The sequence below is a fragment of the Acutalibacter sp. genome (assembly GCF_056800975.1).
The window spans coordinates 1-18450 of sequence record NZ_JBQISV010000040.1 but is presented as its reverse complement, the minus strand read 5'-3'; the positions used below and the strand labels follow the sequence as shown (position 1 = coordinate 18450).

At 57.3% G+C, this 18450-nt stretch carries 13 protein-coding genes; 4 read left to right on the top strand and 9 right to left on the bottom strand.

Going from position 1 to position 18450, the window contains the following annotated elements; genetic code table 11:
* The 7 genes from ACTO5E_RS06175 to ACTO5E_RS06145 form a co-directional block, all read right to left on the bottom strand.
* On the bottom strand, positions 1-3097 hold a 3097-nt coding region (locus tag ACTO5E_RS06175), incomplete at its 3' end, for a cadherin-like beta sandwich domain-containing protein (RefSeq protein ID WP_482302471.1).
* Between the two features lie 555 nt (positions 3098-3652).
* Positions 3653-5071 (bottom strand): site-specific integrase, encoded by a 1419-nt coding sequence (locus ACTO5E_RS06170; RefSeq protein WP_482302470.1) that lies wholly within the window; start codon positions 5069-5071, stop codon positions 3653-3655.
* 350 nt (positions 5072-5421) lie between these two features.
* The gene (locus tag ACTO5E_RS06165) at positions 5422-6471 is read right to left on the bottom strand and encodes an ABC transporter substrate-binding protein (RefSeq protein WP_482302468.1); all 1050 of its coding nucleotides are present in this window, start codon (positions 6469-6471) and stop codon (positions 5422-5424) included.
* Positions 6472-6523: 52 nt separating this feature from the next.
* Positions 6524-7975: a DUF4340 domain-containing protein gene (locus ACTO5E_RS06160; RefSeq protein WP_482302466.1), complete on the bottom strand. Its 1452-nt coding sequence runs from the start codon at positions 7973-7975 to the stop codon at positions 6524-6526.
* Between the two features lie 4 nt (positions 7976-7979).
* Entirely contained in the window at positions 7980-9575 is a 1596-nt protein-coding gene (locus ACTO5E_RS06155) for a hypothetical protein (protein WP_482302464.1), read from the bottom strand.
* A gap of 152 nt (positions 9576-9727) precedes the next feature.
* On the bottom strand, positions 9728-10435 hold the full coding sequence (locus ACTO5E_RS06150) for an ABC transporter permease (protein WP_482302462.1): 708 nt from the start codon (positions 10433-10435) through the stop codon (positions 9728-9730).
* Between the two features lie 3 nt (positions 10436-10438).
* The gene (locus tag ACTO5E_RS06145; protein WP_482302461.1) at positions 10439-11407 is read right to left on the bottom strand and encodes an ABC transporter ATP-binding protein; all 969 of its coding nucleotides are present in this window, start codon (positions 11405-11407) and stop codon (positions 10439-10441) included.
* Between the two features lie 433 nt (positions 11408-11840).
* Here ACTO5E_RS06145 and ACTO5E_RS06140 point away from each other — a divergent pair, with 433 nt between their 5' ends.
* A complete protein-coding gene (locus tag ACTO5E_RS06140; RefSeq protein WP_482302460.1) occupies positions 11841-12140 on the top strand; it encodes a YciI family protein in 300 nt (99 codons plus the stop codon).
* 113 nt (positions 12141-12253) lie between these two features.
* Here ACTO5E_RS06140 and ACTO5E_RS06135 read toward each other — a convergent pair whose 3' ends face one another.
* Positions 12254-14032 (bottom strand): ABC transporter ATP-binding protein, encoded by a 1779-nt coding sequence (locus tag ACTO5E_RS06135; protein WP_482302458.1) that lies wholly within the window; start codon positions 14030-14032, stop codon positions 12254-12256.
* Positions 14032-15834, bottom strand: a complete 1803-nt coding sequence (locus ACTO5E_RS06130; protein WP_482302456.1) for an ABC transporter ATP-binding protein — start codon at positions 15832-15834, stop codon at positions 14032-14034. The genes ACTO5E_RS06135 and ACTO5E_RS06130 overlap by 1 nt, the downstream gene beginning before the upstream one ends.
* A gap of 463 nt (positions 15835-16297) precedes the next feature.
* On the opposite strand from ACTO5E_RS06130, the gene ACTO5E_RS06125 reads away from it, so the two are divergent.
* From ACTO5E_RS06125 to ACTO5E_RS06115, 3 genes are all read left to right on the top strand, one after another.
* Positions 16298-17584, top strand: coding sequence for a DUF1015 domain-containing protein (locus ACTO5E_RS06125; protein WP_482302455.1), 1287 nt, complete (start codon positions 16298-16300; stop codon positions 17582-17584).
* Between the two features lie 13 nt (positions 17585-17597).
* Positions 17598-17978, top strand: coding sequence for a hypothetical protein (locus ACTO5E_RS06120; RefSeq protein WP_482302453.1), 381 nt, complete (start codon positions 17598-17600; stop codon positions 17976-17978).
* Between the two features lie 51 nt (positions 17979-18029).
* On the top strand, positions 18030-18450 hold a 421-nt coding region (locus ACTO5E_RS06115; RefSeq protein WP_482302451.1), incomplete at its 3' end, for an NUDIX domain-containing protein.

The following is an 18450-nucleotide window of genomic DNA, read 5'->3' as shown; positions in this document are numbered from 1 at the left end:
CCTCGTAAGCCTCGCCGTTCACGGTGAAGGTAGCGTTCTCGCTGACCTTGATGGTCAGGGTCTGCTTGGTCAGGTCAGCCTCCTCGCCCAGGTTGACAGACAGCTCGGCGCCGCTAACAGCAACCTCGGTCTCGCCTACGCTCAGGCTCTCGATCTTGGCCTCTTTGCTGGCCTCGCCAACCGTAGCGGTCAGGGTGTACTCGTTCTTGGTAGTGCCATCCTCAGCGGTGACGGTGATCTTCAGGCCGCCCTCCACGCTCAGGTCGTACTTCTTGGCAGCGTCGAAATCCTTGCCGTCGATCTGCACCTTCGCAACAGGAGAGGTGGTCTCGATGGTCAGGGTCTGCTCCTTCAGGTCAGAGCCGAAGGGCAGCACCACGCTGTAAGCGTTCTCCTCAGCAGTGGCCTCGGTCTCGCCAACCTTCACGCTGGCGATGGTGGCGTCGGTCTCCACCGGGGCAATCTTGATATCCAGGGTGAAGGTCTTGCTGCTGCTGCTGTCCTCGGCAACCACCTTGAAGCTCTTGCCGTCAATGGGGGTGCCGTTGTAGTGCAGCTTGCCGCCTGCAACAGCGAACTTCTTGGTCTCCTGGCCAGGAGCAACCCACTTGGTGGCGCCGTTCTCAACGGTAGCATTGCTGCTCACGTCGAAAGCCAGCTCGAAGGAGGGGGTGGTCTTCTCATCATAGGCCTTGGTGTTGAAGCTGTAGGGCACAGTGATGATGTAGTTGTTCAGGCCGGCAACCGCAGTGTCCAGCTCAGCGGTCACGCCGGCGGTCTTGCTGGTCAGGCTGTTCAGCTCGCACTCAGAGCTGGCGTTGGCACGCACAGCGTACAGGTGGTAGGTCTTCGTATCGCCGCCGTTCTGGCTGGTGACCTTAACCTTAACACCATTGGTCTCAATGCTCTTCAGGAACTCAGCCTCGCGGGCAATGGTAGTAACACCACTTGTCTCGGTGTTATCAGTGAAGGCAGCAATAGTAATTTTTCTGCCGCCAGTAGTCTGGTCGGCCAGGCTGGTCAAATCAAATTTGTCATCTACGTCAACATCGCCGCTTCCACCAACGTACGCGACATCAGCGTTGTCCCCGATGGTCCAGTCATAGACATACAGATTCTCGGCGGCATCGGCGGCAAAGTTGTAGGGAACCTCGAGGCGGATCAACTTCTTATCCTGGTCAATGGTGGCCTCAAACTTGTTGTCCTCGTTGACCTCGCTCACAAACTCCTTGTTGGTGACAGTGAGGGCGTGGATGGAGTTATCGGTGCTCTTCGCTTCGGGAACGATGTAGTAAACCTTCTTGGAAGAAACAGGTGTGGTGGCTTTGCCACAGTTGTCCTTATTATCCGCAGTATACTCGCCATCAGCCCCGTAGAAGGAGTGAAGCTCAATCACGGCAATAGCGTTATCAGGAGCTTTATAAGGCTCTGTAGTATAGCCAGTTGTATCAAGGACAGAGATGAACCCACTTGCAGAAGCGGTTGGAACCTCACCCACGATAGCTGTACCATGGTTAGAACCCTTGGTTTCAGTGCCCTTGTAGCTAACAACAGTAGCACCATCGCTGGTAGAAACGGTGGCCTTGGTCAGCTCGGTAAGCAAATCGGTCGAATCGTCAATGCTAGCAGGAACGGTAATAACGTCGGCGGAATTGGGAGTGTACTCATTCCCCTCGTCGTCGATGAGAGCAAAGCCGCTGATAGCAGGAGCCTTGTTGGCGGGCTTTGTCGCAAAGGTCAGGAAGTAGCGGTTTGCCTCAGAATCGTCAGCGCTCTCCACCAGAACTTCCATGGGGTTGGTGCTGCCGTACTGGGCAAAATCAATGCCAGTCGTAGCAGGGGCAGTGGGCTTGAACTCAACCTCACCATTCCCGTCCTCATCATCGATAGTTTTAGCGAGCGGGAAGTCCTTATAAGGATTGACAATGGTAACCTTGGCATTCTCAGAAACATTCAGCTTCAGAGCAATTTTGTCCAGGTCCTCAGCAGCGCTGGCAGAACCAACCACGATGGTCTTGTTGGAGCCAACCACCTCGATGTTGCTCTGGGTGTAGGTGACAGCGCCGGCTGCTCTGGTAGAGCCACCGCCACTGCCGCCTTGCGGAGCCTGCTCAATGTCGCCAATGCCAACACTCTTCAGCTCAGCCTTGGTGTTCTTCTCCTTGAAGATGCGCACGTTGACAGTGCCAGTAGCAGCGTTGTCGGTTTCAACTGTCAACGCAATGTTGGTGTGGGCGGCAACATTACCATTCGCATTCACCACAGTATGCTCCAGGTTAGCAAGGCCGCTGCTGGCTTTTCCATTGTCGCGGTCATAGGCCGTGTTGCTAGCAGAGCCATTCTTAATGGTCTTCACATTGCTGGAAGGGGTGTAGGTAGCAATGATGGGATCAGCAGTGGCAATAGGAGTGTCGTAGGAGACCACTACATCCACAGTCACCTGACCAGCGGTAGCACCCTCCTTGATTTCATAGCCAATCATGCCAGGAATGGAGAAGGAGTCGAAGATGGGCTCAATTACATAGCTGACAGTGTACTTCTGAGAAGCTTTGTTCTCAGCGGTCACAGTGAGCTCTGTGGTATTGTCGCCCGCGCCAATGGCAACATCAGCGCCCTTGTCGGCAGTCACGATATCCGTTTTAGCCAACTGCACCTTAGCAACGTTCAGGGGCTTGGTGATGACGATGGTGTGAGCGGTGTTGTCCACCACAGCGGAGACAATGGTGCCCTTCTTGGCCTTCACCTCAGCAATGGTGGTGTCGCCGCTGGCCGCCCGCTGCTCCACAGTGATGGTCAGGGGGTAGGTCTTGGGCTCGGCGCCCTTGTCGGTGACCTTCAGCTGCAGCGTGTAAACGCCAAAACTGCCGGTCTCCGGCTTGGTGATAGCCAGAGTCTTCAGATTGAAGGGACTGCTCTTTGCATTGGCAGTGCCCGGCCGGCCAGTCAGGCTGGTGCCGATCTGGCGGTTGTTTGCGCCGTAAATGGCTACAGAGGTGCCGGCGTCGCTTTTCAGCTCGATCTGCACCTTAGCCAGCTCGGTCGCAACGCTTTCGCTGGTGTGAGCCAGCGTGACAGCATAGCTTTCGCCGTCAAGCACTGCCTCCTCGCCGCCGACAAGAATCTTGTCAGCTTCCGCAGCAAAGGCGCTCATCGGAATCATTGCAGCGACCATGAGAATGGCCAGGAGCGCTGCAAGTGATTTCTTCAGAAACTTGCTTTTGTTCATGTTTTCAACCCTCTTAGATTTTAGATTCTCTCCGGCCCCTTCGCCGGGGAGTGGAAGTTAACTATATACTCGCATTCTCAAGCCGCAGCGGCGGATTTTCTGGGGGTTTTAAGGGTTTTAGGCGGTATCGTTCAACTTTTGTTCAACTGGCGCCCGGTTTTTTCCACATTCTGGGCCTTTTCGGTGGAAAAATTGACGAATCTGCCATTTTTTCGGGGTTTTTCACTGGGTTCAACATTGATTCAACAGCCTGTGGAATAAGTTTTCGGTTGATTTTCGTATGGCTCGCGCTAAGGTTGACAGAGGTCGGGGAGGGTCAAAAAGGATGGGGGAGGGCTCGGCAATTTTGCTGAAAATCGCTGTGATTTTAACAAAAAACAGGCCTGAAATTTTACATTCAGGCCTGTTTTGGGACATTTTTACCCCTTATTCCCTCTGATCTGCCGCCTCTGTTTTTGCCCGGGCAATGATTTCCTCCATGCGCCCGCTGATTTTGTCCTCAGCCTGCTGCATGATATGCCCGTAGATATTGGTGGTAGTGGCTACGCTGGAATGCCCCAGCCGGTGGCTGACGCTGATGCTGTCTACCCCACTGAACAGCAAAAGGCTAGTCATGGTGTGGCGAAAGGCGTGGGGGTTCAGGTGGGGGAGGCCCCGGCGTTTTTCAAATCGGGTGAGCCAGTTGCCCAGCTGAGAGGGGTTCATGGGGCCCCCGTGCTCGCCTGTGAAAATGTAGGGGGAGGCCTGCCAGCGGCTGCCCTGGCAGAGGGCCTCCTCCCGCTGCCAGCGTTGATACTGGCGGAGCAGGTCCATGGTCTCCTGGGGCAGACGGATGCTGCGGACAGAGTCCCGGGTTTTTGGGGGACCCTCATAGAGCCCCCGGTCCGGGGCATAGTGCATGGCGCAGTCTATTCTGATGGAACGGCGTTCCCAGTCCACCTTCTCCCATTTCAGCCCCAGCAACTCGCCCCGCCGGCAGCCGGAGGCCAGCAGAAGATTCACCGCTGCCTGCCATTTGATGGGCTCTGACTCTAAGGCATTGAGAATGGCCCCCACCTGCTCCTCCTGAAAATAGTTGGGGTCCATGCCCTCTCCCCGCTTTGGGGGGACAGCCCGGCGGGCCGGGTTGTAGGGAATGAGCAGCTCCTTTTCTGCCTGGCCCAGCACAGCGGAGACCAGCAGGTGACAGTTCATAACAGTGCGGGAGCTGAGGGTCTTCTCCTGCCGCACCAAAGTAAACAGGCTGCTCATGGGCATGTCCAGGGCTCCGGCAATGCGTTGCGCTGTAGCGGGCTTGATGGTCTTTCCCTCCCGCAGGCGCGCCAGGCTCACCCTGCCGCCGCCCTTTACCGGCAGGTCTCCCACCACGCCCCGTTCCTCCAGGGTCCGCCACAGCAGGGGCTTGACCTGGGCCATCTCATTGTCATTGCGGGCCTCAGGGGAGGAGAGAGCCTGATACAGAAGGTTCAGGTGCTGGGGCCGGATGTCGCAGAGCTTCATGGGTCCCAGCGTCGGGAGGACCCGGTTCAGGCTCTGCCGGTAGTGGATCTCTGTAAGATGCTTCATGCCCATGGTGGTTTTGCAGCTGAGCACATATTCCGCATACTCGGCAAAGGTCTGTCTGCCCCCGGCAGTGCCCTCCTGGCGACAGCGGCGCTCAAAGAGTACCGCCTGCTTTTCCGCCTCCCGGCGGGCGCGCTTACAGCCCCAGCCCTCTGGCACCCGCCAGGTACAGGAGTAGGGGGTGAGCTGCCGCCCGGTCTCCGGGTCTCTGCCCCGGTAGACACGGATGCTGTAGGAGATGATTTTGCCCTCCTTGTTTTTTCTGGCCTGAATGTTTGCCATAATGATTGCCCCTTCCCGCAGGCCGGCCATGAGACAATCCGCATGACCGGCGCCCCGATGGCGGTCTGCTGATTCAGTATTTCTTTAGAATACCAGTCTTGGGGGTGGACTGTCAAAAGCATTGGAATATATAGTGGATTAGGTGATATTTTTTCACAAGTCATCTTGGGCTGCTGTGGTTGACGCTGTCGCAAAACCGGCAGATGCTGATAAAACATCACACTTGTTATGGGGCCTTGAGATTCTTCTTGAGCCGGACATATCTGCTTTATGACTAAAAAAGAAAATGACCGCTCTCCTGAGGGAAAGGGTCATTTCTTTTTTATGCTGATTCTGCCTTGACGGAACGATCAGGCCTCTGCGCCGGTATCAGCGGCAGGAGCACAGTAGATGGCAGTGCTCAGCACCTCCTCCGGAATATCCGCAGCCAAAGCCGCCATGGTGTCCTGATTGACGCTGACCTGACCGCTGCCAAAGGAGTACACCGGCAGGCTGGAAGCCTCCCGGCCTGCCGCCAGCTGGACCGCCATGTCCGCCGCCCGGTTGCCTGCCTCGGTATAGTCAATGCCCACACAGGCCATGGCTCCCTGGCGCACCAGGTCCTGGGTGCAGGCATACCAGGGCTTTCCAGCTGCCGAGGCTGCTGCGGCAGCGTCCGCGGCAGCTGAGGCTATGGTGCTGTCCACCGGGGTGAACACTGCGTCGGCCTGGGCGCACAGCTCAGTCATGCGCTGCTGTACCTCGCCGGCGTTGGCCACCTGGCCCTCCACCACTGTAATGGAGTTCTCAGCGCAGTAGTCCTTGAACCGCTGCACATAGGTCTCTCCCAAGGGGCAGCTGGGGTCGTAGAGCAGGCCTGCTGTGGCCAGACCGGGGTCTACCTGCCGGGCCAGCTCCATGACGCTCTGGGCCGAGGGGGCGTCTGCCACGCCGGTGACATTGCCCTCAGGCTGGGTCAGGTTTTTCAGTCCCACATCAGCCGAGGCATTGCCCACACCCAAAAACACCACCTTGGTCTCAGAGCCCTCAGCGGCCTTGGCAGCCGCCTTGGCAGCCGGCGCGGAGATGGCAACAATCACGTCTGCCTTCTCCTCCACCAGCTTTTTACAAATCTCAGCGGCCTTGGCTCCGTCGCCTCCGGCGTTCTGGTAGTCTACCAGCATTTTACCGTCATCCAGGCCCCACTCGTCCAGGCGGCTCATAAAGGCCTCCCGGGCCTCGTCCATAGGGGCATATTCTATATACTGCACCACGCTGATGCGGCGGCTCTGCACTTCCTCCACAGGGGCTGTAGAGGAGGTCTGGGAGAGGGAGGAGGTATCCTCCTCCTTTTGACTGCACCCCCCCAGCACGCAGGCTGTCAGCGCCAGAGCCAACAGCGCGCAAAATACTTTTTTCATAGTTTTCTCCTTTTTCCGGCATTCCGGGCATGTCCTTTTCAGAGAGGGCAGCTTACGGAATCTGATCCAGCATGGCAGTGACCTCGCTGCTCCGCACCTGACCGTTGAAGCCTCCGTTGAGCACAGCGGCATAGCGGTTGGAGTCTGCCAGCTTATAGAGCTCCAGGGTGTCGCTGCCCCCGTCAAAATACTCGTACACAACCTTCACATCCGCTGTGCCGCTGTAAGAGGATTCCTCCTGAGAGAACACAGCCAGACTGATTACTGCCTGGTAGAAGGGCTGGTAGCCCTCGTCGTAATCCACGGCTTCGCCCCCGGCATTTTCAATGCTTAGGTCATATTGAATATTGCTCTCTGTGGACTTTTCCTCGTTTTTGGTACGGGTAATGTGATATGCATGGACCTGGTCCCCGTCCACTGTCACGGTGAGCTTTTTCACGTTTTTGATATTGGGTATCCACACATAGCTCATGCGCAGCTTGGAGATGCTGCTCTCAGCCCAGGCCTCCACAGTGGCGCCGGACACCTGATAGACCACGTCCCGGCCGTCTGCCAGCAGGTAGCGGTTTCCCTCCGCGTCCTCGGCGCTGACAGCCAGGGTGTGCTCGCTGTCGTTCATGTTAAAGCTGATCTCAGCTTCTGGCTCTGAAAGGCCGTACTGCTCCAGCTTTTCCTCTGTAATCCCGGCGTCTACCGCAGCAGAAGCGGTGAGGGTCTTCAGAGCGGTCATCAGGGTCTCAAAGGTAGAGTTGCCGCTCTCGGCAGTGATGGGGGTGGTGATCAAATAATTGCTGGTGGCCCGGGAGGTGTACTCAATGTTGACAGGCTCCGGGTACTGGGCGCCGGAGAGGGTCATGCTGTACAGAATATCCAGCCCGACGGTCTCCTTCTCCTCTCCGTTTTCATCCTCCGTTATCTCCATACGGTCAGCCACCGAGTAGAGCTCTGTGTTGAAATAGGAGAATTTGCTCTCAAATAGATTCACCGGCACGCCGGAGATCACATACACAACGCCGTCCTTGAGCACATATTTGCCCACCGACTCGGCAGCGTTGTCGCCCAGAACCAGCTTGTCGCTGCCCCCACTGGTATAGTTCAGCGTAACCTCCGGCGCACCGGAGCCCAGGCCAAAGGCGTTCAGGTTCTCCTGGCCGCCCAGGTCCTTGACCGCTTTCAGCTCCACCAGAGTGCGCACATTGGAAGTGAGCAGGGCAGTGTTCAGGTCATAGTCCTCATAGCCGTCCAGGGTGAACTCCACTGTTTCGCCGGCGCTTTTCACCGGCAGCAGGGTATAGCTGTCCTCCTGGTTCACCACCTCTACCGAGGCCACCTCAGCCATGTCCTTGTCCAGAATGGGCTCGCTGGCTGAAGCTTCGGAGGAGGCGGAAGAGGAGGAGTCCGTCTCCTCGTTCTCTGTGGGCAAAAGCCGGAGGGCCGCAAACGCGCCGCCCAACACCACCAGCACTGCCAGCATAATGATAATATATTTCCCGGTCTTCTTCATGAAATTACAGGTGCCTCCTCTTCAGGAAGATGCACAGGCCTGCCGCCAGCATCAGCACCGGCAGGCCAATGGTGAACACCCCCAGCCCCAGCACAGTAATGGTGCTCTGAGAGGCGGTTACGTCCACAATATTGGTCTGCACCCGCTCTGTCATAACCGTTACCTCGCTGCCGTCGGTGTCGGTAGCGAATTTCATCAGGTCAGTGACATAGCGGCTGTTGTCAAAGGCAGTCTGCAAAAAGGTGTCGGTGAACATATAAGAGGAGCCAAACACAATTACGCTGCGATAGCGGAAGCTGTTGCCAAACTGGGCCAAGGTGGAGGAACGGGTAGCCACCACCTGCTCGGCGGTGCTCTCCGGGTTCTCCAGCTCCTCCTGAGAGCTGTTCTCTGTGACCACAAAGGCTGCGGGAGAGGTGCTCAGCAGGGCCTCTACGCCCACGTCGCCGTTGCCCTCAAACAAAATCTCAATGGGCAGGCTCATGGGGCAGATCAGGCGGTCATAGGTGTTGCTCTCCAAGGCCTTGCCCACCGCGTTCACCACAACATAGGAGGGGTTGGCGGACACATAGCGGGAGCTGTCGCTCTCAGCCACCATAGCGCCGCTTTGCACCGAGACGCCCCACTCCTCCAAAAAGCTGCTGAGCTTGGGCAGCTGGTTCTGGGTGGGGTGGAAGGTGACCAGCAGGGCAATGGACTCCTGGCGGGTCTCGTCCGCCAGCAGGGCCCGGATCTTTTCCAGCTCCTCGTCCGTATAGTCTGTAGTGGGGGTAGGAATCATGAGCAGCTGGGTGTCCTCGGGCATGTCCTCTGTAAGCAGGTCTACCTCTTTGTACTCAAAGTTCTGGCTCTCCATCAGGTCCAGAAAAGCCCCCATGCCATCGCTGGTCAGCAGCTCGCCATGGCCGGTGGCAATGGCGATTACCGGCACCTTGTCCATGTTCACCATCTCCAGGGCTCCGGCCAATGCGCTGTCTACATTGGAATACTGCTCGGTAGCGCCGGTGCTCTGGTTTTGGGACATGGAGAACATGTCGTCTACCGTGAGGACCCGGTAGCGTTTTTCTGTGCGCACCAGCACCCGGCCGGTGATCAGGGTCTCGCCGGTGTAGCTGCTGATAAACTCCGGGTTGGTGTCCGGGTCAATAAACTCTGCTTTGATGTGGCTGTTGGCCTCGGCCAGACGCTCGGCCAGATTGGCCACCTGGCTGTACTTCAGGCCGTAGTTGGAGTAGATGCCGTCGTTGCGGTAGGCGTCCTCCTTGCCGATAAGATAGATGGTGGTGTCTTGCTCCACCTTGCCGGCAATCTCTATGGCCTGGTCCGAGAGGGTGTTCATCTTCTGGGCGGTCAGGTCAATGTTCATGGAGGGGAAGCGCTCGGAGAGCAGGGAGACCAGCAGGTTGATCACCACCACAATGGCGATGAACACCACGCTCATAACAGTAGCCATGCCTCCCCGCTTGAATTTGTTGCCCTGGAACACCGAGGCCTTTTTTTCAGGGCCGGGGCCGGGCTCAGGCGCCGGCTGGGAGGCCGGGCTATCCGCTGTCTCCTCTATGGGCTCCAGGTTCTCCTGGTTCTGCTTGTTTTCGTCCATTGCTGTATCCACTTTCCTTTCTCGCAGGGCCGCTGTGTCCGGCCGCGAAGTATATTTCTTTAATAATCTGACAGAGGGACTTGTCTGCAAGCCGCTGTCCCGGGTCTTTTATAAATGCGGACAGCGGGCCGCTTTCTGCGCTGCCGGGTCTTTTAGCTCCAACGGCGGCTCTCAATGCGGCGGGCGGTGAGGAACACGAAAATCGCCATGACACTGAGGAAGAAGACCGCGCTGGACACGCTGAACAGTCCCTGGGTGAAAATGCTGTAGCGGCTGCTGAAGGAGATCCAGCCCACCACAGTGGCCACCAGCCCATTGTTGATGGAGGAGGCCAGAGAATCAATATACATCAGGAACACCGACACGGCAAAGGTGCCGATGGCGGCGATAATCTGGCTGATGGTCAGGCTGGAAATGAATACGCCGATGGAGATCATGGCCCCGCCATAGAGCAGGGTGCCGATATAGTTGCCCAGAATCTCGCCCCAGCTGGGGGAGGAGAAGAAGCTCATGGCCACTGCGGGCAGCAGGCCGATGGTAGAGGCCAGGAAGAACACAAACAGGCTGGCAAGAAATTTGCCGATGACAATAGCCGTAACGCCCACCGGCGCAGTGAGCAGAATCTGGTCGGTTTTGTTCTTCTGGTCGTCGGTAAGGCTCTTCATGGTGATAATGGGGATGACCAGCATGGAAAAGCTGAACATGGAGCCATAGACATACCGGGAGATAAAGCTGGACGAGCCCCCTGCCATAACCATAAAATAGAACAGGCCGTAAAGGGCGGTAAGGGCGGCTACGCACACATAGCCAATGGGGGAATTGAAATAGGAGCGGAGCTCCCGCTTGAATACTGCTATCATGGTTTATTGCTCTCCTTTCCCGTCGCCGGCATGGGCCCCGGCGTCCGTGCTGGTCAGCTGCAGGAACAGGTCCTCCAGGGTGAGGTCAGTGTTTTTCAGGCCCAGCACTGGCCAGCCGTTGCGGGCCATCAGGGCAAACAGGTCCCGGCGAATGTCCACATCCATGTCAGACTCCACACTGAAGTCAAAGGCGCCGGGCTCCTTCTCGCCCATGGAGTAAACGTCCACCACCTTCTCCATAGCCTCAATGGCGTGGAGAATCTCCCGCTCGGGCCCCTCGGCCCGGAGAATCAGCCGGTGGTCGTGAGAAAGGTCATGGGCCAGGGTGTCGGTGGCTCCGTCGGCCACCAGCTTGCCGTTGTTGATGACAATAATGCGCTCGCACACTGCCTGCACCTCGGGCAGGATGTGGGAGCTGAGAATCACCGTATGGTTGCGGCCCAGATTCTTGATGAGGGTGCGTATCTCAATAATCTGCTTGGGGTCCAGGCCCACTGTGGGCTCGTCCAGAATCAGCACAGGGGGGTTGCCGATGAGAGCCTGGGCAATGCCCACCCGCTGCTTGTAGCCCTTGGAGAGGTTCCCCACCAGGCGGTTGTATACATTGTCGATTTTCACCAGCTTGCAAATCTCCTCCAAATGCTGCTGGCGGGGCTGGCTGGCCTTTTTCAGCTCGTAGACAAAGTTGAGGTACTCCTTTACCGTCATATCCAGATAAAGGGGGGGCTGCTCAGGCAGATAACCGATGAGCTTTTTCACCTCATTGGGGTCGTCCAGCGTATTTTTGCCCGAAACGGTAACGCTGCCCTCGGTAGCCGAGAGATAGCCTGTGATAATGTTCATGGTGGTGGATTTGCCTGCGCCGTTGGGACCGAGGAAGCCCACAATCGAGCCCTCCTCGATCGTAAAGCTCACATGGTCCACCGCCAGGTTCGCGCCGTAGCGCTTTGTCAGGTTCCTGACCTCTACCATTTCCGTGATTCCTCCTGTTTTTTGAAGCTCCCTATAGTATGACAAAAAACCTGGTTTTTGTCAAGTACAGCCAGAGCCTGTTTTCAAACAGACTCTGGGGGATTTGAGGGAAAGAGAGAAGTTTTTTCAGAAAAAGGACCTTCTTTTCCCATCATGTCCCGTTTTCCCCTGGTTCCGGCTGTAAAATGCAGCAAACGCGACGAAAACCGGTATACACCGGCTTTGCGGCAAGGGGCTCTGCTGCTTCGCGTTGACGATAGCCGCTGTTTTGCCGGGTACAGTATAGCGCGGAAATGTGAATATCAGGTGAACGCCTGGTGATTCTTGGTTGACGCAGAGGCACAATATGATATAATCAAAAGGAAAGCGGCCCGCTTACAGCCGCTCTCCTTCCCAAGTCAGAAGCAACAGAAACCGCAAAGGAGGAGCCTCTATGGAAAACCCGCTGTACCTGGTGATGCTTGAGAAAAGCAAGACCTATAACCGAATGACCAAAAAGATCGTGACAGAGCATGTGGAAAACCTGCGCAGGCTGGATGATGAGGGCAGGCTGGTGTTCTGCGGCGTGCTCAAGGGCTGGCCGGGAATGGCCGGCATGTATATTCTGAATGCGGCAAGCAAAGAGGAGGCAGAAGCCCTCTGCGCCCAGGAGCCCCTGGTTGCCGGAGGCTACGCCTCTTACCGGCTTGCCGCCGTGCAGGCCGCGAACCGGGAAAACAACTATCTGCTGTAGGCATGAGTTGGCCTGCCGGGAAAATGACGGCAAGCAAAAAGCCTCCGGTTTAAGCCGGAGGCTTTTTCACATGCTTTGCAGAAATCTGTGGAATGTTTTTGCAGCCCGGCCTCTCACTGAAACTGGGAGTTATACAGGCTGGCATAGAATCCGGCCTTTTCCATCAGCTGCCGGTGGGTGCCTTGCTCCACAATATCTCCGTCCCGCACCACCAGAATGTTGTTGGCGTTCTGAATGGTGGAGAGCCTGTGAGCAATGACAAAGCAGGTCTTATCCTTCATCAGGGTGCGCATGGCCGCCTGAATCTGCTGCTCGGTGCGGGTGTCCACATTGGAGGTGGCCTCGTCCAGAATCAGCATTTTCGCGTCCAGCAGCATGGCCCGGGCAATGGTCAGCAGCTGCTTCTGTCCCTGGGAGATGTTGATGCCGTTCTCGTCCAGAATGGTGTCGTACCCCTGGGGCAGGGCCATAATGTAGCGGTGGATGCGGGCCGCCTTGGCCGCTGCTTCCACATCCTCCCGGCGGGCGTCCTTTTTGCCGTAGGCCAGGTTCTCAAAGATGGTGCCTGTAAACAGCCAGGTATCCTGAAGCACCATGGCGTAGGAGAGCCGCAGGCTCTTGCGGGTAATGTCCTGAATATCCCTGCCGTCCAGGGTGATGCGCCCCTGGTCCGGGTCGTAAAAGCGCATAAGCAGATTGATCAGGGTGGTCTTTCCCGCGCCGGTGGGGCCTACAATGGCAGTCAGCTCCCCAGGGGCGGCGTGGAGGTTCAGGCCGTGGATGATGGTCTTCTCCGGGTCGTAGCCAAAGCGCACCTCCTCCATGCGCACGTCCCCCTCTGTGTGGGACAGCTCAACCGCGCCGGAGGCGTCGGCGGGCTCAGTGGGCTGGTCCATCAGGTCGAATACCCGCTCTGCCGCCGCACAGGCTGACTGAAGCTCGCTGACAATGTTGGCCATCTCGTTGATCGGCCCTGAGAACCGCCGGGAGTACAGCACAAAGCTGGACAGGTCGCCAATGGAGATGCGCTGCAAAAGGAACAGCACTGCCCCGAAAATGCTGATAAAGGCCAGAGACAGGTTGTTGATGAAGTTCACCGAGGGGCCGGTCATGGCGCCGTAGTAGTCGGCGTTGTAGTAGGCGTCCACCGCCGCCTGGTTCTTTTTGTCGAACCGGGCGGTCTGGGTGGCCTCCTGGTGGTAGGCCTTGGTGGTCTTCTGGCCGCTGATAATCTCCTCCACAAAGCCGTTGAGCTCACCCAGCATCACCGAACGCTTGTGGAACAGGGGCCGCACCTTTTTGGTCATGTACCGGGTAAACAGCACCGACAGGGGGATGGTCACCGCAAACACCAGCACCAGCATGGGAGAAATGGCGATCATCATAATCAGGGACCCCAGCACGGTGATGGCGCTGGCGGCAATCTGCAGCAGGTCATTGGACAGGGAGGCGTTCACCGTGTCAATGTCGTAGGACAGGTGGCTGACAATGTCGCCGGTCTGGTGCTGGTCAAAATATTTTACCGGCAGAAGGGTCAGCCGGTCGAATACCTGCTGGCGCATCTCCCGCACAATCTTCTGGCTGAGCTGAATCATGAGGATGGACAGCAGGTAGGAGAGTCCTGAGGAGATGGCGTAGAACAGCACCATCAGCCCGCAGAAGAAGAACACCGAGGTAAAGTCTACCCCGCCCTTTTCCAGGCCAATGGCGTCAATGGCCCGGCCTGAGAGCCAGGGCCCCAGCAGGGCCAGCAGATTGCTGGAAACCGTAAGAGCCAGAGCGGCCAGCGCCATGAATTTATGGGCGTATATGTAGCTCCACAGGCGAAGAAGTACCTTTTTGCGGTCCTTGGGCTTTTCAATCGGGCCCCGGGGCATAAAACGCGGCGGCATCAGTCATTCCTCCCTTCTTTCACGCTGTGTACGTTTTGCGTGCCAGGTTCATGTTGGCAGGCGTCGCTTTGCCGGACTTGCGGATTGGAAGCATCGTCACCCTGCCCCATCTGGGACACAGCGATTTCACGGTAGACCGGGCAGCTCTCCATCAGCTCCTCATGGGTGCCATAGCCCAGCTCTTTTCCCTCGTCCAGCACCAGAATATGGTCTGCGTGGAGAATGGAGCTCACCCGCTGGGCAATGATGACTGTGGTCACCCCGGCATACTCCTGGCGCAGGGCCTGGCGCAGGGCCGCGTCTGTGCGGTAGTCCAGAGCCGAAGAGGAGTCGTCCAGCACCAGGAACTCCGGGGCGCCGGCCAGGGCCCGGGCAATGAGCACCCGCTGCTTCTGCCCGCCGGAGAGATTGGTGCCCTTGGAGGTAAGCATATGCCCAAAGCCGTCGGGCAGGCCGGAGATGAACTCCATGGCCTGGGCGCAGCGGGCGGCCTTTTCAATTTCCTCGTCGGTCAGATTTCTGCCAAAGGCGATGTTCTCCCGCAGGGTGTCGGCAAAGAGCACGTCGTTCTGAAACACCACTCCAAACTTGGTGTGCAGCTCCTCAGGGGGAATGGAGGCAATGGGCCGGCCGTTGATGGCCACCCTTCCCTGGTCCGCGTCATACAGGCGCATCAGCAGGTTGACCAGAGTGGACTTGCCGCAGCCTGTGGCCCCGATTATACCCAAAGTCTCACCAGCCCGCAGGCAGAAGCTGATGTCTTCCACATTTGGCTCCTTTTTGTTGTAGGAAAAGGTGACATGGTCAAACTCCACATGATAGGGGGAGTCCTCCTGCCGCCCCGGCCGCAGAGGCAGGCCCGCCGGGGTGGAGAGCACCTGAGCAATCCGGTTGCCGCTGGCAGAGCTGCGGGAGAAGGAGACGAAAATACGGGTCATGGCCATCATGGCGTTGAGAATGATGGTGAAGTAGCTCAAAAAGGCAATGATCTTTCCCGGCTGAGTCAACCCCTCGTTTACCCGGAAAGCGCCTACAATGATAACAGCAGTAAGGCCCAGGTTCAAAAACAGGTTCATCAGGGGATTGGTCAGAGCCATGGTCATGCCGGCCTTGGTCTCTCTGGCAGAAACCCCGGCGTTCACCCCGGCAAAGCGCTCCTTTTCATAGTCCACCTTGGACAGAGCCTTGATGACCCGAATGCCAGAGATAGTCTCACGCACAGTGCGGACCATGGAATCTACCCCCTGCTGTAAGTGGGTATACAGGGGCACACCCTTTTTAGAGACCGTATACACCAGCACGGCAATAAAGGGCAGGGTGCACACCAGCACCAGAGTCAGCACCGGGTCAAGGGTGAGGGTGACCAGAATGCCCCCCACCAGCAGAATAGGGGCCCGCACACCGATGCGCTGCATCATGCCCAGCATTTGGTGGATTTGATAGGTGTCGGTGGTCAGTCGGGATTCCAGGGAGGGGATGGAGAACTCGTCAATCTGCCCGCAGGAGAGCTCTGATATTCTGGCGAACAGATCGTGGCGGATGGCCTGGGTGGTGTGCTGGGCCACCCAAGCGGCCATACGGTTGGCCAGAATATTGGTGACCCAGGCAGTAAGAGCGGCCAGCACCATGGCCGCGCCCCACCAGGCAATGCGGGTCATGTCCTTGGTGGGGGCCACCTCGTCGATCATGTAGGACAGAATCCAGGGCAGCAGCAGCTCTACGGCTGAGCCGATGAATTTGATGGTGAGGCCCAGCGTCATACGGGGGACAAAGGGCTTCAGGTAGGCAAAAATGGTTTTCATAGGGGACTCCTTGGGGCTGGTTTTCTTTTTTGATGTATGCAGGGTTATTATACCGCAGTTTAGTTGACACTGCAACTACTTTTTTCAATTATGGCAGAAAAATGTTTATTTTTTGTAAAATCTGTGAGGCCAGTCAGAATTGTATGGCTCTTTGGCATCGCGCCGCGCACAAGTCAGGGTGTCTGGCAGTTAGTTTGACACTGGCAGAAGAACTGCCGCCGGGCTTACCGGCAGGATCTTCTATTCTTTAAAATACTTGTTTTATTGTAATTTTCCCACTTGTATTGCCAGGTCTCCACTGCAAATTCCCCATTCCGTTACCCTCTTTTCATCTTCTCCTGATTGTGTTATAATGTACCCACGCGTACATTCACGCGATAGCGTGCCGCTGTGCGCTCAGGGAAGGCAGTCCGGCTGTCAAAGGCCCGGACTGCTCCCAATCCAATCGAAGGAGGAAATCAGTATGGCGGAGATCAGAGCCTTTCACGCCCTGCGCTATGACCTGGAAAAGGCCGGGAGGATCGAAGAACTCACCTGCCCGCCCTATGATATTATCAGCGAGGAGCAGAGGGAAGAATTTCTCGCCCGCAACCCCCGCAATGTCATTCGTCTGGAACTGCCCAAGGGAGAGGACCCCTATGGGGAAGCTGCCCGGACCCTGAACCAGTGGATGGAGGAGGGCATTCTGAAGACGGACATGGACCCGGGGCTGTACATCTATGAGCAGGAATTTCTCACCCAGGTGGACAAGGGGGAGACCCGCCGCCTGCGGGGGCTGATCTGCTGGGTGAAGCTGGAGGAGTTTGCCGCCGGGGTGGTGCTTCCCCATGAGGAGACCCTGAGCAAGGCCAAAGAGGACCGGTTCCGGCTGATGGACGCCACCCACTGCAATTTCAGCCAGATATACTCTCTTTATCAGGACCCGGGTCATATGACCCGCCAGCGCCTGGACAGTCTGACAGAGACCTGCGCCCCTCGCTATGCCTTTTCTGACGGGCTGGTGACCCACCGGCTGTGGGTGGTTAACGACACTGTGGCCATTGCCGCCATTCAGGAGGACTTTGCCGGGAGAAAGCTCTATATTGCCGACGGCCACCACCGGTATGAGACGGCCCTGAACTACCGCCGCCACCTAAAGGAGCAGGGCATTACCTGCCCAGGAGCGGACTTTGTCATGATGATGCTGGCGGACATGGCTGACCAGGGGCTGGTGGTGTTTCCCACCCACCGGCTGGTGCGGGGCCTGGATGGCTTCGACTGCCCGGCCATATTGCGGAAAAGCGAGGATTGGTTCCAGGTGGAGCCGGTGCAGAACCGGGAGCAGGCCCAGCAATCCCTGGACAAGGCCTACAGTCAGGGCCAGCACGCCTTTGCCTGCTATGACGGGACCAGCTGGCATTGTTTGATCCTAAAAGATCCGGCGGTGATAGAGGAGCTGCTGCCCCAGGCCTCCGCTGCTTACCGGGGGCTGGATGTGACCATTCTCCACAGCCTGATTCTAGAAAAGCTGTTAGGCATTGATAAGGAAAACATGGCGGCCCAGAGAAACCTCACCTATACCCGCTCCACAGAAGAGGCGGTGTCTTCTGTGGACAGGGGGGAGAGCTGCTGCTGTTTTCTTCTCAATCCCACCCGGGTGGAGGAGATTGGCGCGGTTGCCGCCTGCGGGGAGAAGATGCCCCAGAAATCCACCTATTTCTATCCCAAGCTCATTACTGGCCTGGTGATGAACAGTCTTACCCAAAGCTGAGGAGGAGACTTATATGAGCTATGACCTGATGGTTTTTGAGGGGGAGAAGGCTCCCAGGCCCAAGTCCGGCTTTATGAAATGGTATGAGCGGCAGGTGGAATGGGAGGAGGACCACGACTATCGCTCAGTTAAGGTGTGTTCGCCGTTGCTTCAAAGCTGGTTTCTGGCAATGAAGGAGGACTTTCCCCCTATGAACGGAGAATTTTCCCCTGACCCCGACCAGCTTGAGGATTTTGAGAGCCGGACGGCAGACTATTCCTTTGGCCGGGAGATGATCTACGCGGGCTTTGCCTGGTCAGCCGCCGGAGAGGCCTGCGCCCTAGCAAAAAGCCTTGCCCATCAATTGGGTCTGGGATTTTTTGACCCTGGCATCGGAGAGCTTTTGTGTCCATAAGGCTCTGTCAGTCAAACCAGGAGACTACAAGTATAGAAGGAGTGCAGCAATATGAAGCTGTTTGAAAAGACCCTCAGCACAAAAGAAATATATAACGGCCGCATCATCCATGTCCATGTGGACCAGGTAGAGCTGGAAAACGGTCGGACTGCCAGCCGGGAGGTAGTGGACCATCCCGGCGGGGTCTGTGTGGCGGTGCTGACAGAGAAGAACGAGCTGATTTTTGTCCGGCAGTTCCGCTACCCCTACCACAAGGTGCTGCTTGAGCTGCCTGCCGGTAAGCTGGAGCCCGGAGAGGACCCCTTTGAGGCCATGAAACGGGAGCAGCTGGAGGAGACCGGCACCCGGGGAGAAAACTATGTGTCTCTGGGAGAGGTGTACCCCACCGGCGGGTATTGTGGAGAGATCATTCGCCTGTGGGCCTGCCGGGCGGCAGGGGAGCAGCAGGCTCTTCAGCTGGACGCGGACGAGT